Source organism: uncultured Modestobacter sp., assembly GCF_947486615.1.
GTDB lineage: Bacteria > Actinomycetota > Actinomycetes > Mycobacteriales > Geodermatophilaceae > Modestobacter.
Map to the genome: position 1 here is coordinate 111,352 of NZ_CANKUD010000011.1, position 26,987 is coordinate 138,338.

A 26,987-nucleotide genomic window follows, 5' to 3' on the forward strand; every position below is an offset into this window, starting at 1 on the left:
CGGACGCGGTGCTCACGAACCGACCAGGCCCAGGTCCTCGAGGACGGCGCGGATGCGCTCCTGCTCCTCGTCGAGGAACTGCTCGAACTCCTCGCCGGCCTGGAACTGGTCCTCCCAGCCGCGGTCGGCCAGCACCTGCTGCCACTCCTCGCTCTCGACCATCTCGGCCAGCGCGTCCTCGGCCGCCTGCTCCTGCTCGGGGTCGATCCCGGCCGGAGCGACCATGCCGCGCCAGTTGGCCAGCTCGATGTCCAGCCCCGCCTCGGTCAGGGTGGGTGCGTCGATCCCCTCGATCGGCTCCGGTGAGGAGACGGCCAGCGCCCGGACCTGGCCGGCCTCGATCTGCTCCCGGATCTCGTTGATCCCGGAGATCCCCGCCTGGACCCGGCCGGACAGGATCGTGGCCAGCGCCTCGCCACCGCCGCTGTGCGGGATGTAGTTGACCGCTGCCGGGTCGGCACCGATCTCCTGGGCCATCAGCCCGGCGAGGATCTGCTCGATCCCGCCGGCGGACCCGCCTGCGATGGCGACCGAGCCGAGGTCGGCCTCCATGGCCGCGACCATGTCGTCGATGGTCTGGAACGGGGAGTTCTCCGGCGCGACGATCACCTCGTACTCACCGATCAGCCGGGCCAGCGGCGTGACCTCGTCGAGGGTGACCGGCGAGTTGTTCGTCTCGATCGCCCCGACCATGATCGAGCCCATCGTCATCAGCTCGTCGGCGTCGCCCTCGTTCTGCACGAACTGGGCGATCCCCACCGTGCCGCCGGCGCCGCCGACGTTGTAGACCTCCACCGAGGCGTCGAGCTGGTTGCCCAGGACGTCCTGGATTGCCCGGGAGGTCTGGTCCCAGCCGCCGCCGGGGTCGGCCGGTGCCATGATCCGCACGTCGCCGCTGGGCCAGCCGGCGGCCTCGCCGCTCGCCGAGTTCTCGTCGTCCCCGCTGGACGGGGCGCACGCGGTGACCGTGAGGCCGGCGGCGAGCAGCGCGGCTGCGGCCGACCTCCGCCGTCCGGTGCTGACTGGGTTGTGTGCCATGGGTGGCCTCCCGCTCGTCGATGAGCTCCGGACTACTGCATCCGAATGTATCCAGTCGGATACGACAGTGAGCAGCCTCACTCCTGCGAGTGGCTCCGTCAACCCCCGCCGCCGGCCGTACGGTCACGATCCGGGCACGGCGGCCTGCGCCGGACATGCCGAAGACCCGCAGCCGGTCGACGACTGCGGGCGGGGGTGCACCTCGCCGGCCCGGTCAGGCTCCGGCGGCGTCCAGGCGGCCGGCGGCGGCGGTGCGGAGCAGGCTGAGCCGGATCTGCCGGGCCCGGGTCATGTGCGCTGCCGCGACCTCCGCGGCCAGCTCGACGTCGCCGTCGGTGATGGCCCGCAGGAGCCGCTCGTGCTCGTCGAGCGCCTCGGCCCAGCGACCGTCCACGGACAGGGTCGAGTGCGGCGTGCGGACCAGGTGGACCGTCAGGCGCTGCAGCAGGTCCTGCAGCACCCGGTTGTGGGTCGCCTCCCACACCGCGGCGTGGAACTCGGTGTTCGTCTGCGCCCGGAGCTGGTCGGGCGGGTCGACGAGCGACCGGTCCCGGGCGAGCAGGCCCTCCAGCAGCACCAGGTCTGCCGCAGTGCGGGCCCGGGCGGCCTCCCGGGCCGCCTGCGCCTCGAGGAGGATCCGCATGTCGTAGACCTGGACGACCTCCTGCGGGTCCACCACCCGCACCTGCAGGCCGCGGACGCCGGGCACCAGCAGCCGGTCGTGCTGCAGCCGGCGCAGCGCCTCCCGCACCGGCGTACGGGACACCCCGAAACGGTCGGCCAGGGCGACCTCGCGGACCGGACTGCCCGCCGGCAGCTCACCGGAGGTGATCTCCGCCCGCATGTCCTCGTAGATCGAGTCGGCGTCCGCCCTGGCCGAGGTCACGCCTGGCTCCCGGCACGCCGGCCGAAGACGGCGCCGGACGTCAGACCGGTGCCGCCGGGGTAGTTGCCACTGAACAGTCCACCGAGCATCTCCCCGCAGACGAACAACCCCGGGATCGGGTTCCCGGAGCGGTCCAGGACCCGCGCCCCGGTGTCGGCCCGCAGCCCACCGAAGGTGAACGTGATGCCGCAGGTCACCGGGAAGGCGTAGAACGGCGCGGTCTCCAACGGCACGGCCCAGTTGCTCTTCGGCGGGTCGACGCGGGACGCCCGCCCGTCCTTGACCGCCGGGTCGAACGGGACCGAACGGTCGATGCCCGCGTTGAAGTCGTCGATCGTCCGCCCCAGTGCAGCCGGGTCCACCCCCATCCCGGCCGCGAGCTCGCCCACCGTGTCCGCGACGACGACCGAGGCGCCGGGCATGTCGTACTCCTCGGCCCGCAGCCGGGACCGGGTGGTCGCGTCGAAGACCTGGAACGCCTGCCCGCCCGGCTGCTCGAGTATGGCGGCGCCGTACTTGGCGTAGGTGTAGTTGCGGTAGTCGGCCCCCTCGTCGAGGAACCGCGCACCGTCGGTGTTGACCACGATCCCCAGCGGGTAGCCGCCACGGGTGAGCTGGTTGGTCAGCTCGCGGTTGCTCTCGTTCTCCGGGAACCGGGCGTCCCAGGCGACGCTGTGACAGGTGCTCCAGTCGCCGTGCGGCACCGCACCGATGGCCAGCGCCGAGCGCAGCATGTCCCCGGTGTTCAGCGGGGTCCCCCGCACCTTCGCCCGGGCCCAGCCGGCCCCGAGGTGCTCGGCCCGCATCTCCGCGTCCGCCTCGAACCCGCCGGCGGCCAGCACGACCGAGTCGGCGTACACCGTCCCGGCCGCCCCGGTGGCGTCCTGCCAGGTGACCCCGCGGACCCGGCCGTCCTCGACCACCAGCTCCCCGGCGCGGACCCCGTAGCGGATCTGCACACCGGCCGACTCGGCGGCGGCGGTGTGCTGGGCGATCAGGCCCTTGCCCCCGTCGGTGCTGCCCACGGCCAGCCCACCCCAGAAGGTGTACCGGCCCGTCGCCTCGTCCAGGTACGCCTGGCGCTCGTACATCAGGCGGAACCGGAGCCCGAGACCGTGCAACCAGCGCAGGGCGTCCTGGCTGTCACCGACCAGTGCCGCGGTGAGCTCCGGGTCGTTGTTGCCCGAGGTCACCTTCGCCATGTCGGCGAGGTAGGCCTCGGCGGGGTACGGCGGCAGCTCGGAGACCGGCAGCCGGTCGTCGTCGTCGTCGAGCAGGTCGGCCACGCTGGGGATCCCGTCGTGGGTGATCCGGAAGGCGCCGGCGGTGTAGAAGCTGTTGCCCCCGGCCTCGCCGGCCTGCCCCTTCTCCAGCAGGAGCACGCTGCGCCCCCGCGCCACTGCCGCGTGCGCCGCGCTGAACCCGGCGTTCCCGCCGCCGACCACGACGACGTCCACCTGCTCGTCCATGTCGCCCACCCTCCGCCTGTCCGTCCACCTCGGGCCTCGTCGGCACGGCGGGCCCACTCCCCCGCGCGCGATGGGCGTCGCAGGATGGATGCAACTGTATACAGACGTCGACAGCGCTGTCGAGGACGGCACGACGACGAGCCCGCCGCGCGCCCCCCACCATCTCGGTGGCGGTGCACACGGCGGGCTCCGACCGGGACGCACCGCCTCAGCGGCGGGACCGGCGACGGGCTCCCGTCAGGCCGGGAGAGCCGGCAACGCCCGCGGCAGCCAGGCCGGGCGCCCGGACTCGTAGGCCTCGATGTCCTCGACGTGCCGCTCGGTCAGGCCGACGTCGTCCAGACCCTCGAGCAGCCGCCAGCGGGTGTACGGGTCGGTCTGGAACGGCACGGTGCTGGTGCCGTAGGTGACCTGCTCGGCCTGCAGGTCGACCGTCACCGGCAGCGCCGGGTCGGCCTCGATCGCCGTCCACAGCGCCTCGACGTCGTCCTGCGGCAGGATCACCGTCAGCAGGCCCGCCTTCGTCGAGTTGTTGCGGAAGATGTCGGCGAACCGCGAGCTGATCACCACCCGGAACCCGCCGTCCAGCAGCGCCCAGTTGGCGTGCTCGCGGGACGATCCGGTGCCGAAGTCGGGGCCGGCCACCAGGATCGAGGCGCTCGCGTACTGCGGCTGGTTGAGCACGAACTCCGGCTCGTTGGTGCGCCAGGCGACGAACAGCCCGTCCTCGAAGCCGGTGCGGGTGATCCGCTTGAGGTACTCGGCCGGGATGATCTGGTCGGTGTCGACGTTCGACCGGCGCAGCGGGGCGGCCGTGCCGGTGTGCGTGGTGAAGGCGTCCATGATGCGGCTCTCCAGCGGGTCAGACGGTCGTGGGAACGGCGTCGGGCAGGTCGGCCGGGGCGGTGAGCCGTCCGGTCAGCGCGGTCGCGGCGGCCACCGCCGGGGACACCAGGTGGGTGCGCCCGCCCTTGCCCTGCCGGCCCTGGAAGTTGCGGTTGCTGGTCGACGCCGAGCGCTCGCCGGGCTTCAGCTGGTCGGGGTTCATGCCCAGGCACATCGAGCAGCCTGCGCCGCGCCACTCGGCCCCGGCGTCGGTGAACACCTGGTCCAGCCCTTCGGCCTCGGCCTGCTGCTTGACGCCCACCGAGCCGGGGACGACGAGCATCCGGGTGCCCGCATCCACCTGCTTGCCCTTCAGCAGGGCGGCGGCGACCCGCAGGTCCTCGATCCGGCCGTTGGTGCACGAGCCGAGGAAGACGGTGTCGACGTCGACCTCGCGCAGCGGCGTGCCTGCGGTCAGGCCCATGTACTCCAGCGCCTGCTCGGCGGCGCGGCGCTCGCTCTCGTCGGCGATCTGCGCCGGGTCGGGCACGGCGGCACCGATCGGCAGACCCTGACCCGGGTTGGTGCCCCAGGTGACGTAGGGGGTGAGCGAGGCGGCGTCGATGCGCACCTCGCGGTCGAACACCGCGTCGTCGTCGGTGCGCAGCGTGCGCCATTGCGCGACGGCGGCGTCCCAGTCGGCGCCCTGCGGAGCGTGCGGGCGGCCGGCCAGGAAATCGAAGGTGGTCTGGTCGGGGGCGATGAGCCCCGCGCGGGCGCCGGCCTCGATCGACATGTTGCAGATCGTCATCCGGGCCTCCATGGACAGCGCCTCGATCGCGCTGCCCCGGTACTCGATGACGTGCCCCTGCCCGCCCCCGGTGCCGATCTCGGCGATCACGGCAAGGATCACGTCCTTGGCCGAGACGCCGGGGGGCAGCTCGCCGTCCACGGTGACCGCCATCTGCTTGGCCGGCACCTGCGGCAGCGTCTGGGTGGCCAGCACGTGCTCGACCTCGCTGGTGCCGATGCCGAACGCCAGCGCACCGAAGGCGCCGTGGGTGGAGGTGTGGCTGTCACCGCACACGATGGTCATCCCCGGCTGGGTGAGCCCCAGCTGCGGGCCGATGACGTGCACGATGCCCTGGTCGCGGTCGCCCATCGGCGCGAGCCGGATGCCGAACTCCGCGGTGTTGCGCCGCAGCGCCTCCACCTGGGCGCGGCTGACCGGGTCGGCGATCGGCGACAGGATGTCCAGGGTCGGGACGTTGTGGTCCTCGGTCGCCATGGTCAGGTCCGGACGGCGAACGGTGCGCCCGGCGGCCCGCAGCCCGTCGAAGGCCTGCGGGCTGGTCACCTCGTGCACGAGGTGGAGGTCGATGTACAGCAGGTCGGGTTCCCCCGCCGTCCGCCGGACGACGTGCTGCTCGTACACCTTCTGCGCCAGGGTCTGACCCACGGGTCCGCCTCCTCGTCGTCCACCTGCTGATTGCCATCTCACTGACTGAGATGGCAGTATTGCTGCGTGGGACAGCCTAACCCCGTTGCCGTGCTGGACAAAGCCGTGGCCATCCTCCGCGCGGTCGCCGACGAACCGGCCAGCCTCGCCGAGCTGGTGGCGCGTACCGAGCTGCCCCGGGCCACCGCCCACCGGCTCGCCACCGCCCTGGAGGCACACCGCCTGCTCCGCCGCACACCGGCCGGCACGTGGGCTCCCGGCCCGGCACTGGCCGAGCTCGGTCGCGGCGGCGCCGACCTGGCCGAGCTGGTGGGCCGGCACCTGGCCGCACTGCGCGACGCGACCGGGGAGAGCGCCCAGTTCTACGTCCGCGACGGCGGCAGCCGGATCTGCATCGCCGCGGCCGAGCGGTCCAGCGGCCTGCGCGACACCGTGCCGGTCGGCGCCCGGCTCCCGCTCACCGCGGGGTCGGCGGCACACGCCCTGCTCGCCTTCGGCCCGGCCGAGGAGGGCAGCGCCCTGCTGCCGGCGGCGAGCTTCACCGCCCGCACCCTGCTCGACGTGCGCCGCCGCGGCTGGGCGCACAGCGTCGCCGAGCGGGAGGCCGGCGTCGCCTCGCTGTCCGCCCCGGTCCGGGACGGCGCCGGCGGCCTGCTGGGGGCGGTCTCCATCTCCGGGCCGGTGGAGCGACTGGGCCGTCGTCCGAGCCCCGAGGTGGTCGCCGCCGTCCTCGACTCCGCCGCCGCGATCGCCCGCGCCGTGCGCTGACCTTCCTGCTCGTTCCTACGTAGTTCCGTACCTTCGTACGGGTGGACGACGCACGACTGGACCGGATCGAGCAACGCCTCACCGCCCTCGAGGAGCGACTGGCCCGCGACCCCGGCGCCCCGCCCGGACTGCCGGATCCGGAGCGGTTCTGGCTGCTGCGCGCGCTGGCCGCCGAGGCGGCCGAGCTGCCCGGTGGCGCGATCGCCTACGGCGGGCAGGTCCGCCTGCCCGGCGGTGAGGAGTACGCCTGGCAGCGGACCCACGGCGCCGAGGAGCTGCGCACCGCCGAGCCGGACGACGACGAGGCCCGCGCCGGCTCGCTGTCCGCGCTCGCCCACCCGGTCCGGCTCCGGCTGCTGCGGGAGGTGCTGGACGGGCACACCACGACCGCGGCGCTCGCTGCGCTGCCGGGGCTGGGCACCACCGGTCAGCTGCACCACCACCTGCGGCAGCTGACCGCGGCGGGCTGGCTGCGCACCACGGGCCGCGGGAGCTACGCGGCGCCTCCCGAGCGGGTGGTGCCGCTGCACGTGGTCCTGGCGGCGGTGTCGTCGTGAGCCGCGACCCGGGGAGCCGTGACGTCGACAGGCCTGCGGCGAGGAGGCATGACATGGACAGCGGCCACATCGCGACCGGTCGGGCGGAGGCACCTGACGTGGACGCCCGTGACGGGGAGGACCGTGGCGCGGACAGCCGGGACGCGGACCGTCGCGACCCGGACAGCCGGAGCCGCACGGGCGACGACGTCCGGACCGGTGACGGCGCGCTGGTCGGGCCCCCCGGCCGTGCCGCCGTCCGGCGGCTGGCCGCCCGGGTGCGGCCCCCGCTGCCCGCACTGGGTGTGCTGCTGATCCTGGCCGACGTGGTCGACCTGCTGCCCCATGGCGGGCTGGCAGGCTTCGTCGTCCTGGTGGCCTTCGGGCTGCTGGACCGGGTGCGCCCGCCCGCGGCGCCGCTGCGAGTCGTCGAGTCGCCGGTGCTCGGCCCGTGGCGGGCGCTGAACTCGCCCACCACCAAGGTGCCGTCGCACGGCGTGCACAGCCTGGGCCAGACGTATGCGATCGACCTGGCGTTCGACCCACCCGACGGTGGGCGCCCGGAGTTCGGCTCGGGCCGGCAGTGGCGCCGGCCGGAGGAGCACCCGGCGTTCGGCCGGCCGCTGCTCAGCCCGGTCGAGGGCACCGTGGTGCGCGTGCACCAGCGCCGGCGCGACCACCGGGCCCGCAGCGGCGGCTGGTCGGTGCTCTACCTGCTGGTGGTCGAGGGCTTCGTCCGGCAGGTGGGCGGCACCCGGTGGCTGGTCGGCAACCACGTCGTCGTCCGGACCGACGACGGGGCGCACGCCGCCCTGGCACACCTGCGGCGCGGCTCGGTACGTGTGCGGCCCGGTGAACGGGTGACCACCGGGCAGCAGCTGGCCGAGTGCGGCAACTCCGGCAACAGCAGCGAGCCGCACCTGCACGTCCAACTGTGCGACTCCCCTCGGCTCGCCGCGGCCGGCGGCCTGCCGATGGCCTTCCGCGGCGCCGCCACCGACGGCAGCGACGGCCTCCCCGCCGACGGGGAACTACTGGACGTCCGGGCGGACGCCGGACACAGCTGACCGCAGGAGGACAGACGAGGGCCCGCAGCGGCGTGCGCTGCGGGCCCTCGTGTGTGCTGCCCCCGACCGATCGCGGACGTGGCAGCGGTGGGTCGCGGGTCAGCGACCGGCGGAGTCGGCTCCGCCCGTGGGGTCCTCGACGGCCTCGCCGTCCGCGAGGACGACCGGACGCAGCTTCGTCCAGGCGGCGAAGACCAGGGCGAAGACCAGCATGCCGATGCCGACCCACAGGTTGGCGTTCCAGTCGCCGGTCTTGGCCGCCTCGGCCTCCCCGTAGTCGACGATGCCCAGGACCACCAGGACGACGCCGTAGAACCCGATCAACCCACCGATGACCGTGCGGACGTCGTAGGCACCGGCGGTGTGCTTGCCGCCGGTCGCCTGCGCCTGGCCCGCGTCCTGCCCGTTGTGTGCGGTGCTCATGGAGTGCTCCTCTCGAGAACGCTGGCGACGGTCAGCGGAAGATCAGGTTCAGGACGATGACGAGCACCAGGGAGATGCCGGCCAGCTTGGTCGGCGACTGGTACCAGGGCAGCTTGTGCGCATCGGGGTCGGTGCGCACCTCCTTCGGCGTCTCGGAGTAGACCAGCCCGGCCAGCTCGGAGACCGGCTTCGGGGCGGTCACCATGCTGACCGCGACGCTGACCACGATGTCGACCACGAACGCGGCACCGGCGGCCACGAAGCTGGCGCCCTGCCCCTCCAGGCCGATCACACCGGTCTCGCTGAGCGACCACACCAGCACCGCGGCGAGCGTGCCGGACACCAGCCCGGTCCAGCCGGCGGTCGCGGTCATCCGCTTCCAGAACATGCCCAGGATGAACGTGGCGAACAGCGGGGCGTTGAAGAAGCCGAACAGCGTCTGCAGGTAGTCCATCAGGTTGTCGAAGTTCGCCGCGATCAGCGCGGTGAAGATCGCGACGACCGTGGCGCCGACCGTGGCCACCCGGCCGACCTTCAGGTAGTAGTCGTCGGGGCGGTCCTTCTTCACGTACTGCTGCCACAGGTCGTAGCTGAAGACGGTGTTGAAGGCGGAGATGTTGGCGGCCATGCCGGCCATGAAGGAGGCCAGCAGGCCGGCGATCGCCACGCCCAGCAGTCCGTTGGGCAGCACGTCGCGGATCAGCAGCAGGATCGAGTCGTTGTAGGTGACGCCCGGGTCGCCGCCGGCCTTCAGGTCGCGGGTCTCGTTGACCAGCACCGCCGCGATCATGCCGGGGACGATCACGATGAAGGGGATGAACATCTTCGGGAACGACCCGATGATCGGGGTGCTCCGCGCCGCCGACATGGACTTGGTGGCCATCGCCCGCTGGACCTCGACGAAGTTCGTCGTCCAGTAGCCGAAGGAGAGCACGAAGCCCAGGCCGAACACGATCCCGATCACCGACAGCACCGGGTTGTCGATGCTGGACAGGTCGCTGCCCGGCCAGGAGCTCAGGTCGTTCTCGTTGCCGCTGTCGCGGATCGAGTCGATCAGGCCGCCGACGCCGCCCACCCGGTGCAGGCCGATCAGCGTCAGCGGCAGCAGCGCGGCCACGATGACGAAGAACTGCAGCACCTCGTTGTAGATCGCCGCCGACAGACCGCCGAGGGTGATGTAGCTGAGCACCACCGCGGCGGCGACGATCAGCGAGATCCACTGCGGCCAGCCCAGCAGGGCGTTCACGATGGTGGCCAGCAGGTACAGGTTGATGCCGGCGATGAGCACCTGCGCCAGCGCGAAGCTCAGCGCGTTGACCAGGTGGGCACCCGTGCCGAACCGGCGGCGCATGAACTCCGGCACCGACCGGACCTTCGAGCCGTAGTAGAAGGGCATCATCACGACGCCCAGGAAGAGCATCGCCGGGACGGCGCCGATCCAGAAGTAGTGGAACGTGGCCATGCCGAACTGGGCGCCGTTGGCCGACATGCCGATGATCTCGACGGCGCCGAGGTTGGCCGAGATGAAGGCCAGCCCGGTCACCCAGGCCGGCAGCGACCGACCGGACAGGAAGAAGTCGAGGCTGTCGGACACCCGCCGCCGGGCGGCGAAGCCGATGAGCAGGACGACCGCGAAGTAGGCGGCGACGAGCGCGTAGTCGATGAAGTTCGCGTCGAGCCGCAGAGTTTCGTCCGCTGCGAGGACCACCGGGGTTCCCTCCAGGTTGGGTGAGAGCAGGCCCCGGCGCGGAACGGCCGGGACCTCTGCCTGCCGTTCAGGGCGGGGCACGGTGGTGCGGCGCGATGATCAGCTTCGAGACGCTAACACCGGGTGGGAAGCCCGGCATTTCCTTGGTCACCGCAACGGGTGACGGGTGTGAGCACCCCCACGGAGTGCGTGGACGACCGTCCTCACCCGGGCCGCGCGGCGGCCGGTGGAGACGACGAGAGCCCCCGACCCGGGTGGGTCGGGGGCTCTGCCAGGTGTAGCCCCGAAGGGATTCGAACCCTCGCTACCGCCGTGAGAGGGCGGCGTCCTGGGCCGCTAGACGACGGGGCCAGGTGCAGACCGATTCTGACACAGCCGCCCACCGGGCCGGACCAGGGCCCCACCCGGCCCGACCGGACCCGGAGACGACGAGAGCCCCCGACCCGGGCGGGTCGGGGGCTCTGCCAGGTGTAGCCCCGAAGGGATTCGAACCCTCGCTACCGCCGTGAGAGGGCGGCGTCCTGGGCCGCTAGACGACGGGGCCAGGTGGTGCTCGGTGGTGCTGTGGTGCGGTCGTGCTGAGGAGTCGTGCTCCTCGCTGGGGTACCAGGACTCGAACCTAGACTAACGGAACCAGAAACCGTCGGGCTGCCAATTACCCCATACCCCAAGGGTCGTGCTGCGCCTTGCGGCACGGGAGAGAACTGTACCCGATGCCGGGGAGGGGTGCACAGGCACCCCCTCCCCCGGCGCGTCAGCTCGCCGGCGGCCGGCTCCAGCCACCGGCCGGCGGTGGCGCCGGCGGCCCCCAGCCGGGCCGCGCGACCGGCGAGGGGGCGTTCGGTCCCCACCCGGGCTGCGCGGCCTGCTGGCCCCAGCCGGGCGGGCTCCAGCCCGGCGCCGGCGCACCCCAGGCGGGCGGTCCCGGCGGACCACCGACGAGCGCGGCCCCCGGGCTCCCGCCGGCGCCGAACTCCAGGGCCGGGCTCACCATCTCCAGGGACATCCCACGCCGGGCCACCACGACCCAGGCCACGAAGGCGGCCATCCCGGCGATCCCCAGCAGCGTCGTCGCCCAGCCCAGGACACCGCCGGGGTCGACGGCGGCGGCCCGGTCCCCCAGCGCACCGGCCAGCAGGAAGATCACCACGTTGTTCACCGCGTGCAGCGCGATCGCGGCCTCGAGCCCGCCGGTGAGCCACACCACCGCCGACAGCGCCAGCCCGATGGCGAAGCGGTAGAGGAAGCTCTCGAAGTCCGGCGGCAGGTGCGCCAGGGAGAACAGCACGGCCGTGCTCACCCCGGCGACCAGCGCGCCCGCCTGCGGACGGCCGATCCACCCGGCGATCGCCTGGGTCAGGTACCCGCGGAAGACGTACTCCTCGGCGGCGGCCTGCAGCGGCGTCGTGGTGAGCACCACCAGCAGCATCCAGCCGAAGGACGCGGTGGGCCCCGTGACGTCGACGCCGGAGGCGGCCACGCTGACCAGCAGGCTGATCGCCACGGCCAGTCCGAGCGTGGCCAGCGCCCGCCAGGTCCAGGGGGCGAACAGCCGCCAGCGCAGCCGCCCCCGGACCGAGGACGACCAGCCGATCCGCAGGCCGTGCGGCACCAGCCAGCACAGCCAGACGATCGGGATCGCCACGATCAGCGAGAGGTTGGTGATCAGCAGGACGGCGACGTCGAAGAGGTCCTGCTGGGCCAGGTCCAGCCCGACGCCGCTGAGGTACACGACGACGCCCAGCACCCCGCCGGCGACCAGGTACAGCACGGTGAACAGCAGCAGCCCGAGCACCGGTCGCCACCACGCCCAGTCGCGGGCCCGCATGAGCAGGACATAGGGCCGGGGCATCGCGTGCGGCGGGGCGCCGGGCGGCGTCACCGGCCGGGCGGGCCGCGACGCGGGGCCCGCCACCGGCGGCCCGCCGTACGGGAGCCCGCCGTACTGCGGCCCGCCGTACTGCGGCCCGCCGTACTGCGGCCCGCCGTACGGCGGCCCCCCGTACTGCGGCCCGCCGTATTGGGGCCCCGGGTACTGCGGCGTCCCGTACTGGGGCCCCGGGTACTGCGACGCCCCGTTCGGGGGCCCTGGGTACTGCGACGCCCCGTTCGGGGGCCCTGGGTACCCGCCGGCCCACGGTGGCGGGCCGAGCGGTACGTGGGGCGGAGCACCGTACGGACCGGTCGGCGGGGGGCCGGCGTAGGACGGCTCGCCCTGCGGCTGCCCCGGCGCCGGCCCGCCCCAGCCCCCGGTGGTCATCCGGTCGCGGTCGCGCGAGCAGCCGCCAGCCGGGCGAGCGTGCGGTCGCGGCCGAGCAGCTCCATCGACTCGTACAGCGGCGGGGATACCGTGCGCCCGCTGACCGCCACGCGCACCGGGCCGAAGGCCTGCCGGGGCTTGCGGCCCAGCCCCTCGACGAGGGCCTCCTTGAGCGCGGTCTCGATCGCCGGCGTCGTCCACTCCGGGAGCTCCTGCAGCGCCGCCACGGCGGCGTCCAGCACCTCGCCGGCACCGGCGCCCAGCTGCTTCTCCGCCGCGGCGGGCTCGATCTCGACGTCCTCGGTGAAGAGGAAGCCGAGCAGGCCGACGGCGTCGGAGAGCACGATCATCCGCTCCTGGGCCAGCGGCGCGATCGCCTCGAGCACCCGGGCCTGCTCCTCCGTGGGCGGCTCGGCGACCAGCCCGGCGGTGGCCAGGTACGGCGTCACCCGGGCGAGGAACTCCTCGACCGGCAGCGCCCGCAGGTGGGTGGCGTTGATCGCCTCGGCCTTCTTCAGGTCGAAGCGGGCCGGGTTGGCGCTGACCCGGGTGACGTCGAAGGCCTCGACCAGCTCGGCGGGTGAGAACACGTCCCGGTCGTCGGCGATCGCCCAGCCCAGCAGCGCCAGGTAGTTGATCAGCCCCTCGGGCAGGAAGCCGCGCTCCCGGTAGACGTCGAAGTTCGACTGCGGGTCGCGCTTGGACAGCTTCTTGTTCCCGTCGCCGAACACCAGCGGCAGGTGCCCGAAACGCGGCGTCCCCTGGGCGACCCCGATGTCGGTGAGCGCCCGGTACAGCGCGATCTGGCGCGGGGTGGAAGGCAGCAGGTCCTCACCGCGCAGCACGTCGGTGATGCCCATCAGCGCGTCGTCGACCGGGTTGGTGAACGGGTAGAGCGGCGCGCCGTTGCCGCGCATCAGCACGAAGTCGGGCACCGATCCCGCGGCGAACCGCACCTCCCCGCGGACCAGGTCGGTCCAGACGACGTCCTCGTCGGGCATCGCCAGCCGGAGCACCGGGGCACGCCCCTCGTCGCGGAACGCCTGCTTCTGCGCGTCGGTGAGGTGCCGGTCGGCGTTGTCGTAGCCGAGCTTGGGGTCCTGCCCGGCCGCGCGGCGCCGGGCGTCGACCTCCTCGTTGGTGGAGAACGACTCGTACGCGTGGCCGGAGGCCAGCAGCTTCCCGGCCACATCGCGGTAGACCTCGGCGCGCTCGGACTGCCGGTAGGGGCCGTTCGGCCCGCCGACCTCGGGGCCCTCGTCCCACTCCATGCCGAGCCAGCGCATGCAGTCGAGCAGGTGCCGGTAGGACTCCTCGGAGTCGCGGGCGGCGTCGGTGTCCTCGATCCGGAAGACGAAGGTGCCTCCGGTGTGCCGGGCGTGCGCCCAGTTGAACAGCGCGGTGCGCATCGCGCCGACGTGCACCAGGCCGGTGGGCGAGGGGCAGAACCGGGTCTTGACCGGCCGCGACGGGGCGGTCATCGGGCGCCGGCCGTGGACGTCGGGTCGGCGCCGGCCACCGTGTTGGCCAGGGTCCCGAGCGCCTCGATCGTGCACTCGACCCGCTGCCCGGGCCGGATCGGCCCCACGCCGGAGGGGGTACCGGTCAGGATCACGTCGCCCGGCAGCAGCGTCATCACCTGCGAGATGTAGGAGATCAGCGTGGGCAGGCCGAACAGCAGCTGGCTGGTGCGGCCGGACTGGCGCAGCTCGCCGTCCACGGTGCAGGTGATCTCCAGGTCGGCCGGGTCCTTGCCCAGGCCGGCCAGGTCGGTCTCGATCCACGGGCCGATCGGGCAGAAGGAGTCGAAGCCCTTGGCGCGGGTCCACTGCCCGTCGCTGCGCTGCATGGCCCGCTCGGTGACGTCGTTGCCGATCGTGTAGCCGAAGACGCTGGCCATCGCCTGCTCCGGGCTCACCTGACGGGCGCCGCGCGCACCGATGACGACGGCGAGCTCCACCTCGTGGTGCACGTCGGTGCTGCCGGCCGGGATGCGGATCGCGTCACCTGGGCCGATCACCGAGGTCGACGGCTTGAGGAAGACCAGCGGCTCCTTCGGCGCGTCACCGGTGGCCATCTCCTGCACGTGGTCGGCGTAGTTCTTGCCGACGCCCACCACCTTGCTGGGCAGGATGGGCGAGAGCAGCCGCACGTCGGCGGCGGCGAACCGCTGCCCGGTGAAGGAGATCTGGCCGAACGGGTGGCCCTCGATCTGGGCGACCTGACCGTCCCCGTCGAGGACTCCGAAGGACATGCCGGCTGGGTGGGCGAAACGGACGATGCGCACGACACGAGGCTAGTCGCCACCGCGGGAGTGCTCCCCACGACGGTTACCGTGCGCCATGGCCAGCCGGATCACCGCGATCGCCGTCAACTCCACCGACCCCGCCGCGCTCGCTGCCTGGTGGGCCGAGGTGCTCGGGTACACCGTCCTGGACACCGACGAGGACGGCGTCGTGACGATCAGCGTCCCGGGCCAGGAACCGAAGGGCCCGCAGCCGACGCTGGACTTCGTCCCGGTGCCCGACCCCACGCCCGGCCGGCGCCGGCTGCACCTGGACCTGAACGCCACCGACCGCACCCAGGCCGACGAGCTCCAGCGCCTGCTCGCCCTCGGCGCCACGCAGGTCGACGTCGGCCAGGGCCCGCTCAGCGACACCATGACCTGGCACGTCCTCGCCGACCCCGAGGGCAACGAGTTCTGCCTCCTGCGCAGCACCGTCCACCCCCTGACCTGACCCGGCCGAGCCGGGACCGCCGCAGGCGGTGGCCCGGTCACGGGGCCCGCAGGGTCCCTGACCGGGACACGGGACCACCGGCCGACATGACCGGACCGCCGCAGGCGGTGGCCCGGTCACGGGGCCCGCAGGGTCCCTGACGGGGACACGACAAACGGCTCAGCGCCCGTCGGGAACGTCTCCTGGCCGCGGTGTCATCGCGAGCGATGACGAACGGCATAGGTCAGCGCGTCGACCAGCGCGTGCCAGGAGGCCTCGACGATGTTGTCGTGCACCCCCACGGTGGTCCACTCCCCTGCGCCGTCGGTGCTGTCGACCAGCACGCGGGTGGTTGCGCTGGTGCCGCCGTTCCAGCCCAGGATGCGCACCTTGTAGTCGGCCAGCGAGACCCCGGCCAGGTGCGGGTGCCGGCTGACCAGGGCCTGGCGCAGTGCGTTGTCCAGGGCGTTGACCGGGCCGTTGCCCTCGCCGGTGCTGATCACCCGCTCCGTCGTCCCGTCGTCGTTGGGCAGGTGCACCTTGACCGTCGCCTCGCTGACCACGACGCCGTTGCCCCAGTGCTCGACGGAGGTGCGGTAGCTCTCCAGCTCGAACAGCGGACCGGGGGCGCCGGGCAGCTGGCCGCGCAGCAGCAGCTCGAAGGAGGCGTCGGCGGCCTCGAACGACCAGCCGTCGGCCTCCAGCACCTTGACCTGGTCGACGACCCGGCCGATCGCGTCGCCCTGGCCGGCCAGGTCCACGCCCAGCTCCCGGCCCTTCAACTCGACCGAGGCCCGGCCGGCCATCTCGGTGACCAGGATGCGCATGTCGTTGCCGACGGTCGCCGGGTCGAGGTGGTTGTACAGCTCCGGGCGGACCTTGATCGCGCTGGCGTGCAGGCCCGCCTTGTGGGCGAAGGCGGAGGCGCCGACGAAGGGCTGGTGGTCGTCGGGAGCGATGTTGGCCAGCTCGGCGATGGCGTGGCTGACCCGCTTGAGCTCGGGCAGGCAGCCGGCCGGCACCACGGGCAGGCTCATCTTGGTCACCAGGTTGGCGATCAGGGCGAAGGTGTCGGCGTTGCCGGCCCGCTCGCCGTAGCCGTTGGCGGTGCCCTGCACGTGGGTGACCCCGGCCTCGACGGCGGCCAGGCTGTTGGCCACGGCGCACCCGGTGTCGTCCTGGCAGTGGATACCCAGCCGGCCGGTGGTGCGGGACCGCACGTCGGCGACCACCCGGCCCACGCCCATCGGCAGCATGCCGCCGTTGGTGTCGCACAACACCCCGACCTCCGCACCGGCGGCGAAGGCGGCCTCGAGCACCTGCACGCCGTAGCAGGGGTCGGCGGCGTACCCGTCGAAGAAGTGCTCGCAGTCGACGAACACCCGCCGTCCGTGGGACACCAGGAAGGCGACGGTGTCGGCGACCATCGCCAGGTTCTCCGCCAGCGTGGTGCGCAGCGCCTCGCGCACGTGCCGGACGTCGGACTTGGCGACCAGGCAGACGACCGGGGTCTCCGCGTCCAGCAGGGCGCGGACCTGCGGGTCCTCCTCGACCCGGACGCCGGCCTTCCGGGTGGCACCGAAGGCGACCAGCTGGGCGTGCCGGAGGTGCAGCTCGGTGCGGGCGCGGGCGAAGAACTCGGTGTCCTTGGGCAGTGCACCCGGCCAGCCGCCCTCGATGAAGTCCACCCCGATCTCGTCGAGCAGCCGGGCGACGGCGAGCTTGTCGGCCACCGACCAGCTCACGCCCTCGCGCTGGGCGCCGTCGCGCAGGGTCGTGTCGAAGACGTGGAAGTCGGTCGGGTCGAGATCGAGCTCGGTGGCGGGGCGCGTGGCCACGGTGTCTCCCGGGTCGGTTCGGTACTGGGCCCAGACACGAAAAAACCTCCCGGGGTACGGGAGGTCGCGCGCAGTCCGGGGAGGTGACTGCGCGCTAGCCGATGATGATCGTGCGGGTGGCGTCCATCACCGTCAGTACAGCACGACGGACGGCGGTCCTGGAACCACCGGTCCACTGACTGGGACGCCGGGGACCGGCGGACGGGCGCGGTGCAGCCGACACGACCACGGGCCGACCCCGCGGCGGACCGTGGTCGTGTGCGCGTGGACACCTGGCACCACCCCGAGGACGGCGAGCTCGCCGGCCACCCGGGCACGGCCGCTGCCGACTCGGCCCGGCAGCGGCCGGGCGAGCAGCCCGGGTGTCAGCCGCCGGAGAGCGCAGCCAGCCGGTCGCCGACCTCCGCGGTGCGGATGGTGGCCTTCGGGTCACGGGTGGACAGGTCGAAGGCGACCGCGGCGTTGACCTTCTTGGCCAGCTCGGGCCGGCCCAGGTGCTCCAGCAGCAGGCCCACCGACAGCACCGTGGCCGTCGGGTCGGCGACGCCCTGGCCGGCGATGTCCGGCGCCGACCCGTGCACCGGCTCGAACATGCTCGGGTTGGTGCCCGAGACGTCGAGGTTGCCACTGGCGGCCAGTCCGATGCCGCCGGTGACCGCGGCCGCGACGTCGGTCACGATGTCGCCGAAGAGGTTGTCGGTGACGATCACGTCGTAGCGGCCCGGGTCGGTGATGAAGAACATCGCCGCGGCGTCGACGTGCTGGTAGGCCACGGTGACCTCGGGGAACTCCGCCGCGAGCTCCTCGACGGTGCGCGACCACAGCGAGCCGGCGTGGGTGAGCACGTTGGTCTTGTGGATCAGCGTGAGGTGCTTGCGGGGGCGGGCCACCGCCCGCTCGAAGGCGTAGCGCACGACCCGCTCGACGCCGAAGGCGGTGTTGAGGCTGACCTCGGTGGCCACCTCGTGCGGGGTGTCGCGCCGGAGCACGCCGCCGTTGCCGACGTAGGGCCCCTCGGTGCCCTCGCGCACGCACAGCATGTCGATCTCGCCGGGGTCGGCCAGCGGGCTGCGGACGCCGTCGAACAGCCGGGCCGGGCGCAGGTTGACGTGGTGGTCGAGCTCGAAGCGGAGCTTGAGCAGCAGCCCGCGCTCCAGGATGCCGCTGGGCACGCCCGGGTCGCCCACCGCACCGAGCAGGATCGCGTCGTGCTGACGCAGCTCCTCCAGCACCGTGTCCGGGAGCAGCTCGCCGGTGCGCTGCCAGCGCGCGGCCCCCAGGTCGTAGTGGGTGCTCTCGAGGTCGGGGGCGACCGCGCCCAGGACCTTGAGGCCCTCGGCCACCACCTCGGGACCGATGCCGTCTCCAGGGACCACTGCCAGCCGCATGAGGCCAGAGGTTAGTGGTCGTGGGGTCACCGACCCGCACCCGCACACGCCGACGCCCCCCACGAGGCGTGCTCGAGGGGGGCGTCAGCCGTGCGTGGAGGACGGTCCGGGACCCGGGTGGTGGGGCCGGCGTCGCCGCCGGCCCCACCCTCGGGTCACGGGAGGGCGGGCGCCCCCGGCTTCACCGAGATCGGCACGGTCAGCGTGCGACCGGTCCCGGTGTCGTTGTGCGACACGACGACCATCGCGCCCTTGAACCCACCGACCGAGGTGTCCTGCGCGTAGGACGCCGACTGCTGGACCGCGATCGTCGTGCCGTTCGTGGCCGGGACGAGCACCGCCGGGGCGCCGTCCACGGTGAACGACAGGCCCGGGCGCAGCGGGTCGAAGCTCATCCGCTCCGCCGCCAGCTCGGCCCCACCGGCCGGGCTGACCACGGTGCCCACGTTGTCGACCGTGCCGTAGGCGCTGGCCGACTGGACGCCGAAGGAGATCCGGCCCTGCACCAGCGGCATCACCGAGGTGGGCACGCCCATGAGCTGGACGTCGGAGTCGAACGCGTTGGTGTCCACCGTGCCGTCGGCCAGGTTCATGAAGCCCACGTACGGGTCGCCGGCCGGGAGCAGCTCGTACTCCCGGTCGGTGACGACGACCAGCGGCACGTCGTAGTCCGCGATCCGGGTGGTGGTCACCTGGTAGTCCCACGCGCCGTCACCGGTCGCGTCGACGTAGACGCCGTAGTTCACGGCCGTCTCCGGCGAGGTGTACTTCCCGTGCGCCGAGACCCCGAAGTACAGCCACGGGTCCTCCGGGGTCGCCGCCACGTCGGAGGCCACCCCGACCGTCGCCAGGTCCACCGAACGCTCCAGCTCGGACTTGTAGCAGTCCGCGGCGGCCGCGTCGGTGCACTTGGGCATCTGCGGGCTGCGGCCCAGGCCCTCGAGGGCCGTGACCAGCGACGTGTAGGACGTCGGGCCGAACGCCGGGCCGTTGCTGACGCCCCGGCCGACCAGCGTGATCGAGGTGCCGGCCTTGCGGTCCTGGGCGATCAGGTTGGACGCCGGCTTGGCGTTGGCGTGCACCGGCACCCGCAGGGTCGGGGCGTCGCCCTTGCTCGGGGTCAGCACCACCCGGCCGCTGGCCTCACCCAGGAACTGCCGCCCGTCGTCGGTGACGACCGTCGGGTCGGCCACCTTGCGCAGCTGGTCCCGGGTGACGGTCAGGACGACGTTGACGACCGTCTTGGTGTTCGGTGCGACGTTGACCACCGACGGCTCGACCCGGTAGCTGACCCCGGGCTGCTCGGCCAGCGCCTCGTACTTCAGGCGGTAACCCACCGTCTTGTCGCTCTTGTTCGACACGGTGATCTGCCGGTTCTGCACCACCTTCGGGTCCTTGGCCTCGATGACCCCGAAGGACGCCGAGACGACGCCGCTGCCGGCGTTGGCGTAGGCCAGGACCTGGTTGTCCAGGGCGGCCTTCGCGTCGATCCGGCCGGCGCCCTGCCGGTTCGGGCCGTAGACGACGCCCTCGGCGGTGTGCACGTCGTGGACGGCGGTGTTCATCAGGTCCGCCTTGACCTCCTCCGTCGTCCAGTCCGGGTGCGCCGCGCGGATGAGCGCAGTGACCCCGGAGGTGGTCGGTGCGGCCATCGAGGTACCGGACAGGCTGACGCCCTCGGTGCCGGTGCCGACCGAGGCGGAGTACACCGTCACACCGGGCGCGGAGACGTCCGGCTTGAGGCCGTTCACCTGCCGGCTGCTGCGCGAGGAGAACGACGCGAGCAGGTCGATCTGCTCCGGGACCTCGACGGACGCCGCGTCCTTCAGGCTGGGCCCGAAGGTGACGGTGACCGGGCCGGCCTGCACGGCGGCAGCGAGCGCCGCCCCGTCGGTGGCGGTGATCAGGATGCCCGGGATCTGCGGGACGCCGGTGATGCCGGTCTCCAGCAGGTCGTCGTCGCCGATGATCATGAAGCCGATCGCGCCGTGGTCGCGGGCGTTGCCGCCCTTGGCCACCGAGCCGCAGGCGAAGCCGGCGGCCTCGATGAGCACGATCTCGCCGCTGTAGTCACCGCTCCAGGGAGCACAGCCGGTCGGGTCGTCCCCGGCCTCGGGGAGCACCACCGGGCCGGTGACGTCGGGCTTGACGTTGCCGGCCTCGTCGATGTCGCTGTAGGCGACCGAGCGCAGCCCCGGGCGGACGCCCTCGGGGCCCCCGCCGGAGACGACCTGCCAGCCGTCGAAGACGCCGTAGCCGTCGTTGGAGGCGGCGACGCCGATGCCGCGCGGGGCGTTGCCCGGCGAGCCGCCGATGTCGTAGCTGTCGCCGGAGTTGCCGGCCGACATCACCACGAGCATGCCGTGGGCCATCGCCTCGTTGGCGACCATCGCGTCGGCGTCGTCGGCCAGGCCGTACTCCGAACCGAGGGACAGGTTGACCAGGTCGAGGTGGTCGTCGATGGCCCCGTCACCGTTGGGGTCCATGGCCCACTCGATGGCCTCGATGGTGACGTTGGTGGAGCCCTCGCAGCCGAAGACCTTCAGCGCGTACAGCTCGGCGTCCGGCGCCATGCCGGGGCCGATCCGCAGGGCCGAGGGGTCGAAGGACTCGTCGTAGGCGCCGGTGTAGGTGGCGCCGTCCGCGGTCACCCCGAAGCCGGCGGCGGTGCCGGCCACGTGCGTGCCGTGGCCGTTGCAGTCCAGCGGGTTCTCGTCGGGCATGGCGACCGGCTGGTAGGCCGGGGACGCCGGGTCGGCGTTGTAGCTGTCGCCGACGAAGTCGTGCCCGCCGACGACCTTGGCGTTGGGGTACACGCCGGCCGGGGCGGGCTGCGCCTCGGCCGCCTGGATCGCGTTGAACTGGGCGACGTCACCGCTGCCGCCGAAGTCGGCGTGGGTGTAGTCGATCCCGGTGTCGATGATGCCGACGGAGACGCCCTCACCGGTGTTGCCCAGCGCCTCCCAGGCCTCCACGGCCCGGACGACCTCGGCCGCACCGGTGTTGCTGGTCTCCTTGGGGGTGATCGGCAGCACGGCGGTGACGCCGGGCAGCGTGGTCAGCGCCTCGTAGTCGGCGGCGTCGGCGGAGACCGCGACACCGGAGACGACCGTCGAGGCGGTGTAGAGCACCTCGGCGTCGGCGACGGCACCGGGCAGCTCGGCGACGACCTCCTCGGCCGCGGCCTCCACCCCGGGCTGGGCGGCCCGGGCCGCCTCGGCGGCCTGGGCGGCGCTGCTGGTGGCCAGCGCCTCGGTGTAGACCTCCGAGGTCGCCGGCGTGTCGATCTGCAGGAAGAACGAGGCCGGGCCGCTCTCGGGCAGTCCGGCCGGTCGACCGGAGTCGGCCCGGGCCGCCAGCTGGGAGCGGACCTGCTCCAGCTGGGCGGCGTCGAGCGTGGCCTGTGCCCGGTCGGTCACCGGCGCGGCGGGGGCGGCCAGCGCGCTGCCGGCCCCGGTGCTGGCGAGGGTGGCCGCAACGGCGACGACCCCCGTGCGGAGGAGGACGCGTCGGCGTCCCGCCCGCTGCGAATACGTACTTCTCGGACCCACGTGCACCCCTGTCAGCGAGTTCTGCGACGGCCGTGTCGTCACCGCGCGTGCGGCGCCGAGACGGAACAGTCACACCGTGGTCGTTGCCCTGACTAACGGCCAATAGGCCGTTCGGAGCAGTGCGGACCGTTGTGTGCAGCATCTGCCGCGGCTGTGACACGGCTGGGTTTCGGGCCTGTGCCGACCGTTTGTCTTCCGGCGCGCCGTACGCCGAACGGGTGAACGTGAACGGGCGGTTGACACGATGCAACAGTCCTCAACCACCTCGACCAACGGCAGATGACTGCCCGCGGGACCGGCCGCCGAACGCAGCGAAGCCGCGTCGTCCGGGTGGGACGACGCGGCCTCGGCAGCCGGAGGTGTGGGTGTCAGCTGGCGGTGAGGTCGGCGACCTGGGCCTGGCGGGCACCGATCCGCTGCCCGATCTCCGACAGCAGCTCCCCGCTGACCGGGCTGTCCACGGTGACCGCCATCAGGGCCTCACCGCCCTGGGTGGTCCGGCTGACCTGGGCGCCGGCGATGTTGACCCCGGCCTCGCCCAGCGCGGCGCCCACGGCACCGACCACGCCGGGCCGGTCACCGTAGACGAAGAACAGCAGGTGGCCGTCGGCGGTGAGGTCGAGGTCGAAGCCGCTCACCTCGGTCAGCTTGGGCACCTGGTTCTTGCCGTAGAGCGTGCCGGAGACGGCGACCTCGGTGCCGTCGGCCATCGCGCCACGGACACTGATCAGGTTGCGGTAGTCCGGGCTGTCGGTGTTGCTGGAGAGGCTGACGTCCAGACCGCGCTGGTCGGCCAGCAGCGGCGCGTTCACGTAGGTGACCGCCTCCTCCACCACGTCGGAGAAGACGCCGCGCAGCACCGCCAGCTGCACCACCGAGACGTCGAACTCGGCGATCTTGCCCTGCACCTGGACGTGCACCGACTGGGCCAGCCCGCCGGCCACGGCGGTGAACACCCGGCCCAGCTTCTCCGCCAGCGGCAGCCCCGGCCGCACGTCCTCGGCGACCACGCCACCGGCCTGCACGTTGACCGCATCGGGGACGAAGTCGCCCTGCAGGGCCAGCCGCACGCTGCGGGCCACCGCGGTGCCGGCCTTGTCCTGCGCCTCGGTGGTCGACGCGCCCAGGTGCGGGGTGACCACCACGTTGGGCAGCCCGAACAGCGGGCTGTCGGTGCACGGCTCCTTCGCGTAGACGTCGATGCCGGCGGCGCCGACCTGACCGGACCGGAGCGCATCGGCCAGCGCGGCCTCGTCGACCAGGCCACCGCGGGCGGCGTTCACGATGATCACGCCGCGCTTGGTGGCGGCCAGCTGCTCGGCCCCGATCAGGCCGAGGGTCTCCGGCGTCTTGGGCAGGTGCACGGTGATGAAGTCCGACTCGCGCAGCAGCTCGTCGAGGGAGACCAGCCGGACGCCGAGCTGGGCCGCGCGGCCCGCCTGGATGTAGGGGTCGTAGGCGATCAGCGTGACCCCGAAGGCGGCCAGCCGCTGCGCCACCAGGACGCCGATCCGCCCCAGCCCGACCACGCCGACGGTCTTCTCGGTGACCTCGACGCCGGTGAACTTCGACCGGGCCCACTTCCCGTCCCGGAGCGAGGCGTCGGCGGCCGGGATGTGCCGGGCCGCGGCCAGCAGCAGGGCGATGGCGTGCTCTGCGGCGCTGACGATGTTGGACGTGGGCGCGTTGACCACCAGCACACCGCGCTCGGTGGCGGCGGCGACGTCCACGTTGTCCAGGCCGATGCCGGCGCGGGCGACCACCTTCAGCTGGGGGGCGGCGGCGAGCGCCTCGGCGTCGATCTGGGTGGCCGACCGGATGAGCACCGCGGACGCCTCCGCCAGCGCGGGGAGCAGCGCCGCGCGGTCGGCGCCGTCGACGTGCCGGATCTCGACGTCCTCTCCCAGCACCTCCAGCACACTGGGGGCGAGCTGCTCGGCGATCAGGACGACGGGCGTGGTCGTGGTCACGGGAGCACAGCGTAGGGAGGTCGGCGCGCCCACGGGGCGCCGGTGCCCGGCGGTCCCACTGGATGGACGGCGGCGGGCCGGGGCCGTGCTTGCCCGGCTCCCCGCGCCCGGCCATCCTGACGGCTCAGCGCCGGTGCCACCGGCCTCGTGCGGAGGAGATCATGGACAACGACCGGGACGACGCCCAGGGCCGTCAGGAGACGACCCCGTTCGGCCGGCCACCGGGTCAGCCGGACGCCGAACGCCCCGGCCAGCCCGACGCCGCGCAGGGCACCGGCTCGACCGCCCACGGCCGGTCCCCCTACGAGCAGTCGCCGCACGAGGTGGCCGAGTCCGGGGCGGGTCCGTCCGGACAGCCTCGGTACGGGCAGCCCCAGTACGGGCAGTCGCCCTACGGGCAGTCGCAGTCCGGGCAGTCGCCGTACGAACAGGGCCAGCACGGCCAGCCCCAGTACGGCCAGCACGGACAGGGCCAGTACGGACAGCACGGACACGGCCAGCACGGACAGGGCCAGCACGGACAGGAGCAGTACGGACAGGAGCAGCAGCCGTACGGCCAGCCGCAGTACGGGCAGCCGCAGTACGGGCAGGGCCAATACGGGCAGGGCCAATACGGGCAGGGCCAGTACGGGCAGGCCGTCCAGTACTCGCAGGGGCAGTACGGGCAGGGCCAGTCCGAGGGCCAGTACGGCCAGTACGGGCAGGCGCAGTACGGGCAGGGCCAGTACGTGCCCTCGCCCTACGAGCAGCAGCCCGGGCAGCTCACCGGACAGGAGCGGCCGGCCCGCCCCGGCACGGTGATCACCGCGGCGGTGCTCGCCCTGGTGCACGCGGGCCTCGGACTGCTGGTGACCGTGGGGCTGTTCGCCGGCGGTGCGCTCATCGACGACCTGGCCGACGTGCTGGAGAGCGATCCCGCCCTGGACACCGGCACGACCGCGGAGGTAGGCGACGTGCGCGCCGTCCTGGTCGTCATCGCCCTGCTGGCACTGGCCTGGACGGTGGTGATGGTGTGGGGTGCGGTGCTGGCGCTGCGCGGCCGGAGCCGGGTGCTGCTGCTGGTCGGCTCCTCGATCGCGGTCGCCTGCACCGGGCTGGTCCTGCTCTTCGGCCTCATCGGCATCGCGCTGGAGCCCTCGCAGTCCGGTGACGTCGGCGGCGTCGTCCTGCTGGTGGCGCTGTTCGCCGCGGCCCTCGCGATGCTGGTACTGCTGTGCCTGCGCTCGTCGGGGCAGTTCTTCGCCGCGCACCGCCGCCGCCGGGCGCTGAGCCGGCAGTGACGACGTCCGCCCAGCAGTGACACAGGGCCCCCGCAGCGATCGCTGCGGGGGCCCTGTGGTGTCCAGCCGGCCCCGGGAGTCGGGGCCGTCGGTCAGCGAGCGGCGGTGCCGGTGTAGTCGTCGCTGGCGCTGACCCAGCTCATCAGGCCACGGAGCTGACGGCCGGTCGCCTCGATCGGGTGTGCCTCGGCGGCGGCCCGCTTGGCGGTGAAGTCCGGCGCGCCGGCGTCCTGGTCGGCGATGAAGCCGGCGGCCCAGGAACCGTCCTGGATCGCGGTGAGGACCTCCTTCATCGACTCCTTGACGCGGGCGTCGATGACCTTCGGGCCGGAGGTGTAGTCGCCGTACTCGGCGGTGTCGGAGACCGACCAGCGCTGCTTGGCGATGCCGCCCTCGTACATCAGGTCGACGATCAGCTTGAGCTCGTGCAGGCACTCGAAGTAGGCGATCTCGGGCTGGTAGCCGGCCTCGGTGAGGGTCTCGAACCCGGCGGCGACCAGGGCGGACATGCCGCCGCAGAGCACGGCCTGCTCGCCGAACAGGTCGGTCTCGGTCTCCTCGGCGAACGTCGTCTTGATGACGCCGGCCCGGGAGCCGCCGATGGCCTTGGCGTAGGACAGCGCGAGCGCCTGGGCCGAGCCGGAGGCGTCCTGCTCGACGGCGATCAGGCAGGGCACGCCCTTGCCGTCGCTGAACTCGCGGCGCACCAGGTGGCCGGGGCCCTTCGGGGCGACCATGGCGACGTCGACGCCGGCCGGGGGCTTGATGTAGCCGAAGCGGATGTTGAAGCCGTGGCCGAAGAACAGTGCGTCGCCGTCCTGCAGGTTGGGCTCGACCGACTCGGTGTACAGCTTCCGCTGCACGTGGTCCGGCGCCAGGATCATGATCAGGTCGGCCTCGGCGGACGCCTCGGCGGGGGTGACCACGCGCAGCCCCTCGGCCTCGGCCTTGGCCCGGCTCTTGGAGCCCTCGGGCAGGCCGACGCGGACGTCGACGCCGGAGTCACGCAGCGACAGCGCGTGGGCGTGGCCCTGGCTGCCGTAGCCCAGGACGGCGACGGTGCGCCCCTGGATGATCGAGAGGTCGGCGTCGTCGTCGTAGAAGATCTCGGCGGCCATGCGGGCGGTTCCCTTCGGTTGGTGAGGTGCTGGAACGGCCCCCTCGTAGGGCCCCGCGGGGTGCGGAGCGCCTCGTGGGGGGCGAGGGGGTCCTTCGTCAGGCGCTGCGCTCGACGGGGCGCAAGGTACCGGCGCCGCTCATCGACCGCGGGCCGCGGCCCAGGGCGACGGTGCCGGACTGGGCCATCTCCTTGATGCCCAGCGGAGCGAGGACGGCGAGCAGTGCCTGCAGCTTGTCCGGCGTCCCGGTCGCCTCGAGGGTGACGGTGTCGACGTTGACGTCGATGACCCGGGCCCGGAACAGCTCGGCAGTCTGCAGCACCTGTGCCCGGTCGGCCAGCGGCGCGCGCACCTTGACCAGCAGCAGCTCGCGCTGCACGGCCGCCGTGTCCAGCTCGACGATCTTGATCACCTCGACCAGCTTGTTCAGCTGCTTGGTGATCTGCTCCAGCGGCTGGGCCTCGGCGTCGGCCACGATCGTCATCCGGGACAGGTCCGGGTTCTCGGTCGGGCCGACCGCCAGGGACTCGATGTTGTAGCCGCGCCGGCTGAACAGCGCCGAGACCCGGGCCAGCACACCGGCCTTGTTCTCGACGAGCACCGACAGCGTGTGTCGTGGCATGAGAGGACCTCATTCCGATCTGCGGTTCGGCCCCCTTTCAGGGGCCCGCCGCGAGCCTGCGAGT

Annotated in this window: 21 protein-coding genes and 3 tRNA genes; 5 read left to right on the forward strand and 19 right to left on the reverse strand. The window is 73.0% G+C overall.

The window, feature by feature from the left end; translation table 11 throughout:
• Positions 1 to 12: 12 nt before the first annotated feature.
• The 5 genes from Q1A09_RS18490 to leuC all read right to left on the reverse strand — a co-directional run bounded on the left by Q1A09_RS18490 (position 13) and on the right by leuC (position 5,677).
• A complete protein-coding gene (locus Q1A09_RS18490; protein WP_299958331.1) occupies positions 13 to 1,038 on the reverse strand; it encodes a tripartite tricarboxylate transporter substrate binding protein in 1,026 nt (341 codons plus the stop codon).
• A 214-nt stretch (positions 1,039 to 1,252) separates the two neighbouring features.
• On the reverse strand, positions 1,253 to 1,924 hold the full coding sequence (locus tag Q1A09_RS18495; RefSeq protein ID WP_299958333.1) for a GntR family transcriptional regulator: 672 nt from the start codon (positions 1,922 to 1,924) through the stop codon (positions 1,253 to 1,255).
• Positions 1,921 to 3,393, reverse strand: a complete 1,473-nt coding sequence (tcuA, locus tag Q1A09_RS18500; protein ID WP_299958336.1) for an FAD-dependent tricarballylate dehydrogenase TcuA — start codon at positions 3,391 to 3,393, stop codon at positions 1,921 to 1,923. Before tcuA ends, Q1A09_RS18495 begins: the two co-directional genes overlap by 4 nt.
• A 237-nt stretch (positions 3,394 to 3,630) precedes the next feature.
• The gene (gene leuD / locus Q1A09_RS18505) at positions 3,631 to 4,236 is read right to left on the reverse strand and encodes a 3-isopropylmalate dehydratase small subunit (RefSeq protein WP_299958339.1); all 606 of its coding nucleotides are present in this window, start codon (positions 4,234 to 4,236) and stop codon (positions 3,631 to 3,633) included.
• A gap of 19 nt (positions 4,237 to 4,255) precedes the next feature.
• Complete coding sequence (gene leuC / locus Q1A09_RS18510) at positions 4,256 to 5,677, reverse strand: 3-isopropylmalate dehydratase large subunit (RefSeq protein WP_299958342.1); 1,422 nt, start codon at positions 5,675 to 5,677, stop codon at positions 4,256 to 4,258.
• Between the two features lie 66 nt (positions 5,678 to 5,743).
• On the opposite strand from leuC, the gene Q1A09_RS18515 reads away from it, so the two are divergent.
• The 3 genes from Q1A09_RS18515 to Q1A09_RS18525 are packed head-to-tail and all read left to right on the forward strand — an operon-like array spanning position 5,744 to position 8,048.
• Positions 5,744 to 6,445: an IclR family transcriptional regulator gene (locus Q1A09_RS18515; RefSeq protein ID WP_299958345.1), complete on the forward strand. Its 702-nt coding sequence runs from the start codon at positions 5,744 to 5,746 to the stop codon at positions 6,443 to 6,445.
• A gap of 41 nt (positions 6,446 to 6,486) precedes the next feature.
• On the forward strand, positions 6,487 to 7,002 hold the full coding sequence (locus Q1A09_RS18520) for a helix-turn-helix transcriptional regulator (RefSeq protein WP_299958348.1): 516 nt from the start codon (positions 6,487 to 6,489) through the stop codon (positions 7,000 to 7,002).
• A gap of 53 nt (positions 7,003 to 7,055) precedes the next feature.
• A complete protein-coding gene (locus Q1A09_RS18525) occupies positions 7,056 to 8,048 on the forward strand; it encodes a M23 family metallopeptidase (RefSeq protein ID WP_299958351.1) in 993 nt (330 codons plus the stop codon).
• 99 nt (positions 8,049 to 8,147) lie between these two features.
• Here the strand turns inward: Q1A09_RS18525 and Q1A09_RS18530 are convergent, their stop codons facing one another.
• From Q1A09_RS18530 to Q1A09_RS18565, 8 genes are all read right to left on the reverse strand, one after another.
• Positions 8,148 to 8,471, reverse strand: coding sequence for a hypothetical protein (locus tag Q1A09_RS18530; protein WP_299958354.1), 324 nt, complete (start codon positions 8,469 to 8,471; stop codon positions 8,148 to 8,150).
• Positions 8,472 to 8,502: 31 nt separating this feature from the next.
• A complete protein-coding gene (locus tag Q1A09_RS18535; RefSeq protein ID WP_299958357.1) occupies positions 8,503 to 10,179 on the reverse strand; it encodes a sodium:solute symporter family protein in 1,677 nt (558 codons plus the stop codon).
• A gap of 278 nt (positions 10,180 to 10,457) precedes the next feature.
• A tRNA-Glu gene (locus Q1A09_RS18540) sits at positions 10,458 to 10,530 on the reverse strand.
• A gap of 120 nt (positions 10,531 to 10,650) precedes the next feature.
• Positions 10,651 to 10,723: transfer RNA gene (locus Q1A09_RS18545), tRNA-Glu, on the reverse strand.
• 54 nt (positions 10,724 to 10,777) lie between these two features.
• A tRNA-Gln gene (locus Q1A09_RS18550) sits at positions 10,778 to 10,849 on the reverse strand.
• Between the two features lie 84 nt (positions 10,850 to 10,933).
• On the reverse strand, positions 10,934 to 12,061 hold the full coding sequence (locus tag Q1A09_RS18555) for a CPBP family intramembrane glutamic endopeptidase (RefSeq protein ID WP_299958360.1): 1,128 nt from the start codon (positions 12,059 to 12,061) through the stop codon (positions 10,934 to 10,936).
• A 374-nt stretch (positions 12,062 to 12,435) separates the two neighbouring features.
• Positions 12,436 to 13,920 (reverse strand): glutamate--tRNA ligase, encoded by a 1,485-nt coding sequence (gltX, locus tag Q1A09_RS18560; RefSeq protein ID WP_299958363.1) that lies wholly within the window; start codon positions 13,918 to 13,920, stop codon positions 12,436 to 12,438.
• Positions 13,917 to 14,726, reverse strand: a complete 810-nt coding sequence (locus Q1A09_RS18565) for a fumarylacetoacetate hydrolase family protein (RefSeq protein ID WP_299958366.1) — start codon at positions 14,724 to 14,726, stop codon at positions 13,917 to 13,919. Before Q1A09_RS18565 ends, gltX begins: the two co-directional genes overlap by 4 nt.
• A gap of 55 nt (positions 14,727 to 14,781) precedes the next feature.
• Here Q1A09_RS18565 and Q1A09_RS18570 point away from each other — a divergent pair, with 55 nt between their 5' ends.
• A complete protein-coding gene (locus Q1A09_RS18570) occupies positions 14,782 to 15,177 on the forward strand; it encodes a VOC family protein (RefSeq protein ID WP_299958368.1) in 396 nt (131 codons plus the stop codon).
• Positions 15,178 to 15,371: 194 nt separating this feature from the next.
• Here Q1A09_RS18570 and cimA read toward each other — a convergent pair whose 3' ends face one another.
• The 4 genes from cimA to serA all read right to left on the reverse strand — a co-directional run bounded on the left by cimA (position 15,372) and on the right by serA (position 23,903).
• Positions 15,372 to 16,994, reverse strand: a complete 1,623-nt coding sequence (cimA, locus tag Q1A09_RS18575) for a citramalate synthase (protein WP_299958373.1) — start codon at positions 16,992 to 16,994, stop codon at positions 15,372 to 15,374.
• Between the two features lie 365 nt (positions 16,995 to 17,359).
• A complete protein-coding gene (locus tag Q1A09_RS18580) occupies positions 17,360 to 18,382 on the reverse strand; it encodes a 3-isopropylmalate dehydrogenase (RefSeq protein ID WP_299958376.1) in 1,023 nt (340 codons plus the stop codon).
• Positions 18,383 to 18,537: 155 nt separating this feature from the next.
• The gene (locus tag Q1A09_RS18585; RefSeq protein WP_299958379.1) at positions 18,538 to 21,801 is read right to left on the reverse strand and encodes a S8 family serine peptidase; all 3,264 of its coding nucleotides are present in this window, start codon (positions 21,799 to 21,801) and stop codon (positions 18,538 to 18,540) included.
• A 500-nt stretch (positions 21,802 to 22,301) separates the two neighbouring features.
• On the reverse strand, positions 22,302 to 23,903 hold the full coding sequence (gene serA / locus Q1A09_RS18590) for a phosphoglycerate dehydrogenase (protein ID WP_299958382.1): 1,602 nt from the start codon (positions 23,901 to 23,903) through the stop codon (positions 22,302 to 22,304).
• A 161-nt stretch (positions 23,904 to 24,064) separates the two neighbouring features.
• Between serA and Q1A09_RS18595 the strand changes: the two genes are divergently transcribed.
• Positions 24,065 to 25,183, forward strand: coding sequence for a hypothetical protein (locus Q1A09_RS18595; protein WP_299958385.1), 1,119 nt, complete (start codon positions 24,065 to 24,067; stop codon positions 25,181 to 25,183).
• Positions 25,184 to 25,275: 92 nt separating this feature from the next.
• On the opposite strand, the gene ilvC is transcribed toward Q1A09_RS18595, so the two are convergent.
• Both ilvC and ilvN read right to left on the reverse strand, forming a co-directional pair.
• On the reverse strand, positions 25,276 to 26,301 hold the full coding sequence (gene ilvC / locus Q1A09_RS18600) for a ketol-acid reductoisomerase (protein ID WP_299958388.1): 1,026 nt from the start codon (positions 26,299 to 26,301) through the stop codon (positions 25,276 to 25,278).
• A 97-nt stretch (positions 26,302 to 26,398) separates the two neighbouring features.
• Positions 26,399 to 26,923, reverse strand: coding sequence for an acetolactate synthase small subunit (gene ilvN, locus Q1A09_RS18605; RefSeq protein ID WP_299958391.1), 525 nt, complete (start codon positions 26,921 to 26,923; stop codon positions 26,399 to 26,401).
• Positions 26,924 to 26,987: the final 64 nt, after the last annotated feature.

Coding starts and splice junctions, on each gene's coding strand:
- ilvN (WP_299958391.1), bottom strand. CDS start 26,923: ATGCCACGACACACGCTGTCGGTGCTCGTCGAGAACAAGGCCGGTGTG.
- Q1A09_RS18580 (WP_299958376.1), bottom strand. CDS start 18,382: ATGCGGCTGGCAGTGGTCCCTGGAGACGGCATCGGTCCCGAGGTGGTG.
- tcuA (WP_299958336.1), bottom strand. CDS start 3,393: ATGGACGAGCAGGTGGACGTCGTCGTGGTCGGCGGCGGGAACGCCGGG.
- Q1A09_RS18525 (WP_299958351.1), top strand. CDS start 7,056: ATGGACAGCGGCCACATCGCGACCGGTCGGGCGGAGGCACCTGACGTG.
- Q1A09_RS18595 (WP_299958385.1), top strand. CDS start 24,065: ATGGACAACGACCGGGACGACGCCCAGGGCCGTCAGGAGACGACCCCG.
- Q1A09_RS18490 (WP_299958331.1), bottom strand. CDS start 1,038: ATGGCACACAACCCAGTCAGCACCGGACGGCGGAGGTCGGCCGCAGCC.
- ilvC (WP_299958388.1), bottom strand. CDS start 26,301: ATGGCCGCCGAGATCTTCTACGACGACGACGCCGACCTCTCGATCATC.
- leuD (WP_299958339.1), bottom strand. CDS start 4,236: ATGGACGCCTTCACCACGCACACCGGCACGGCCGCCCCGCTGCGCCGG.
- gltX (WP_299958363.1), bottom strand. CDS start 13,920: ATGACCGCCCCGTCGCGGCCGGTCAAGACCCGGTTCTGCCCCTCGCCC.
- Q1A09_RS18570 (WP_299958368.1), top strand. CDS start 14,782: ATGGCCAGCCGGATCACCGCGATCGCCGTCAACTCCACCGACCCCGCC.
- Q1A09_RS18530 (WP_299958354.1), bottom strand. CDS start 8,471: ATGAGCACCGCACACAACGGGCAGGACGCGGGCCAGGCGCAGGCGACC.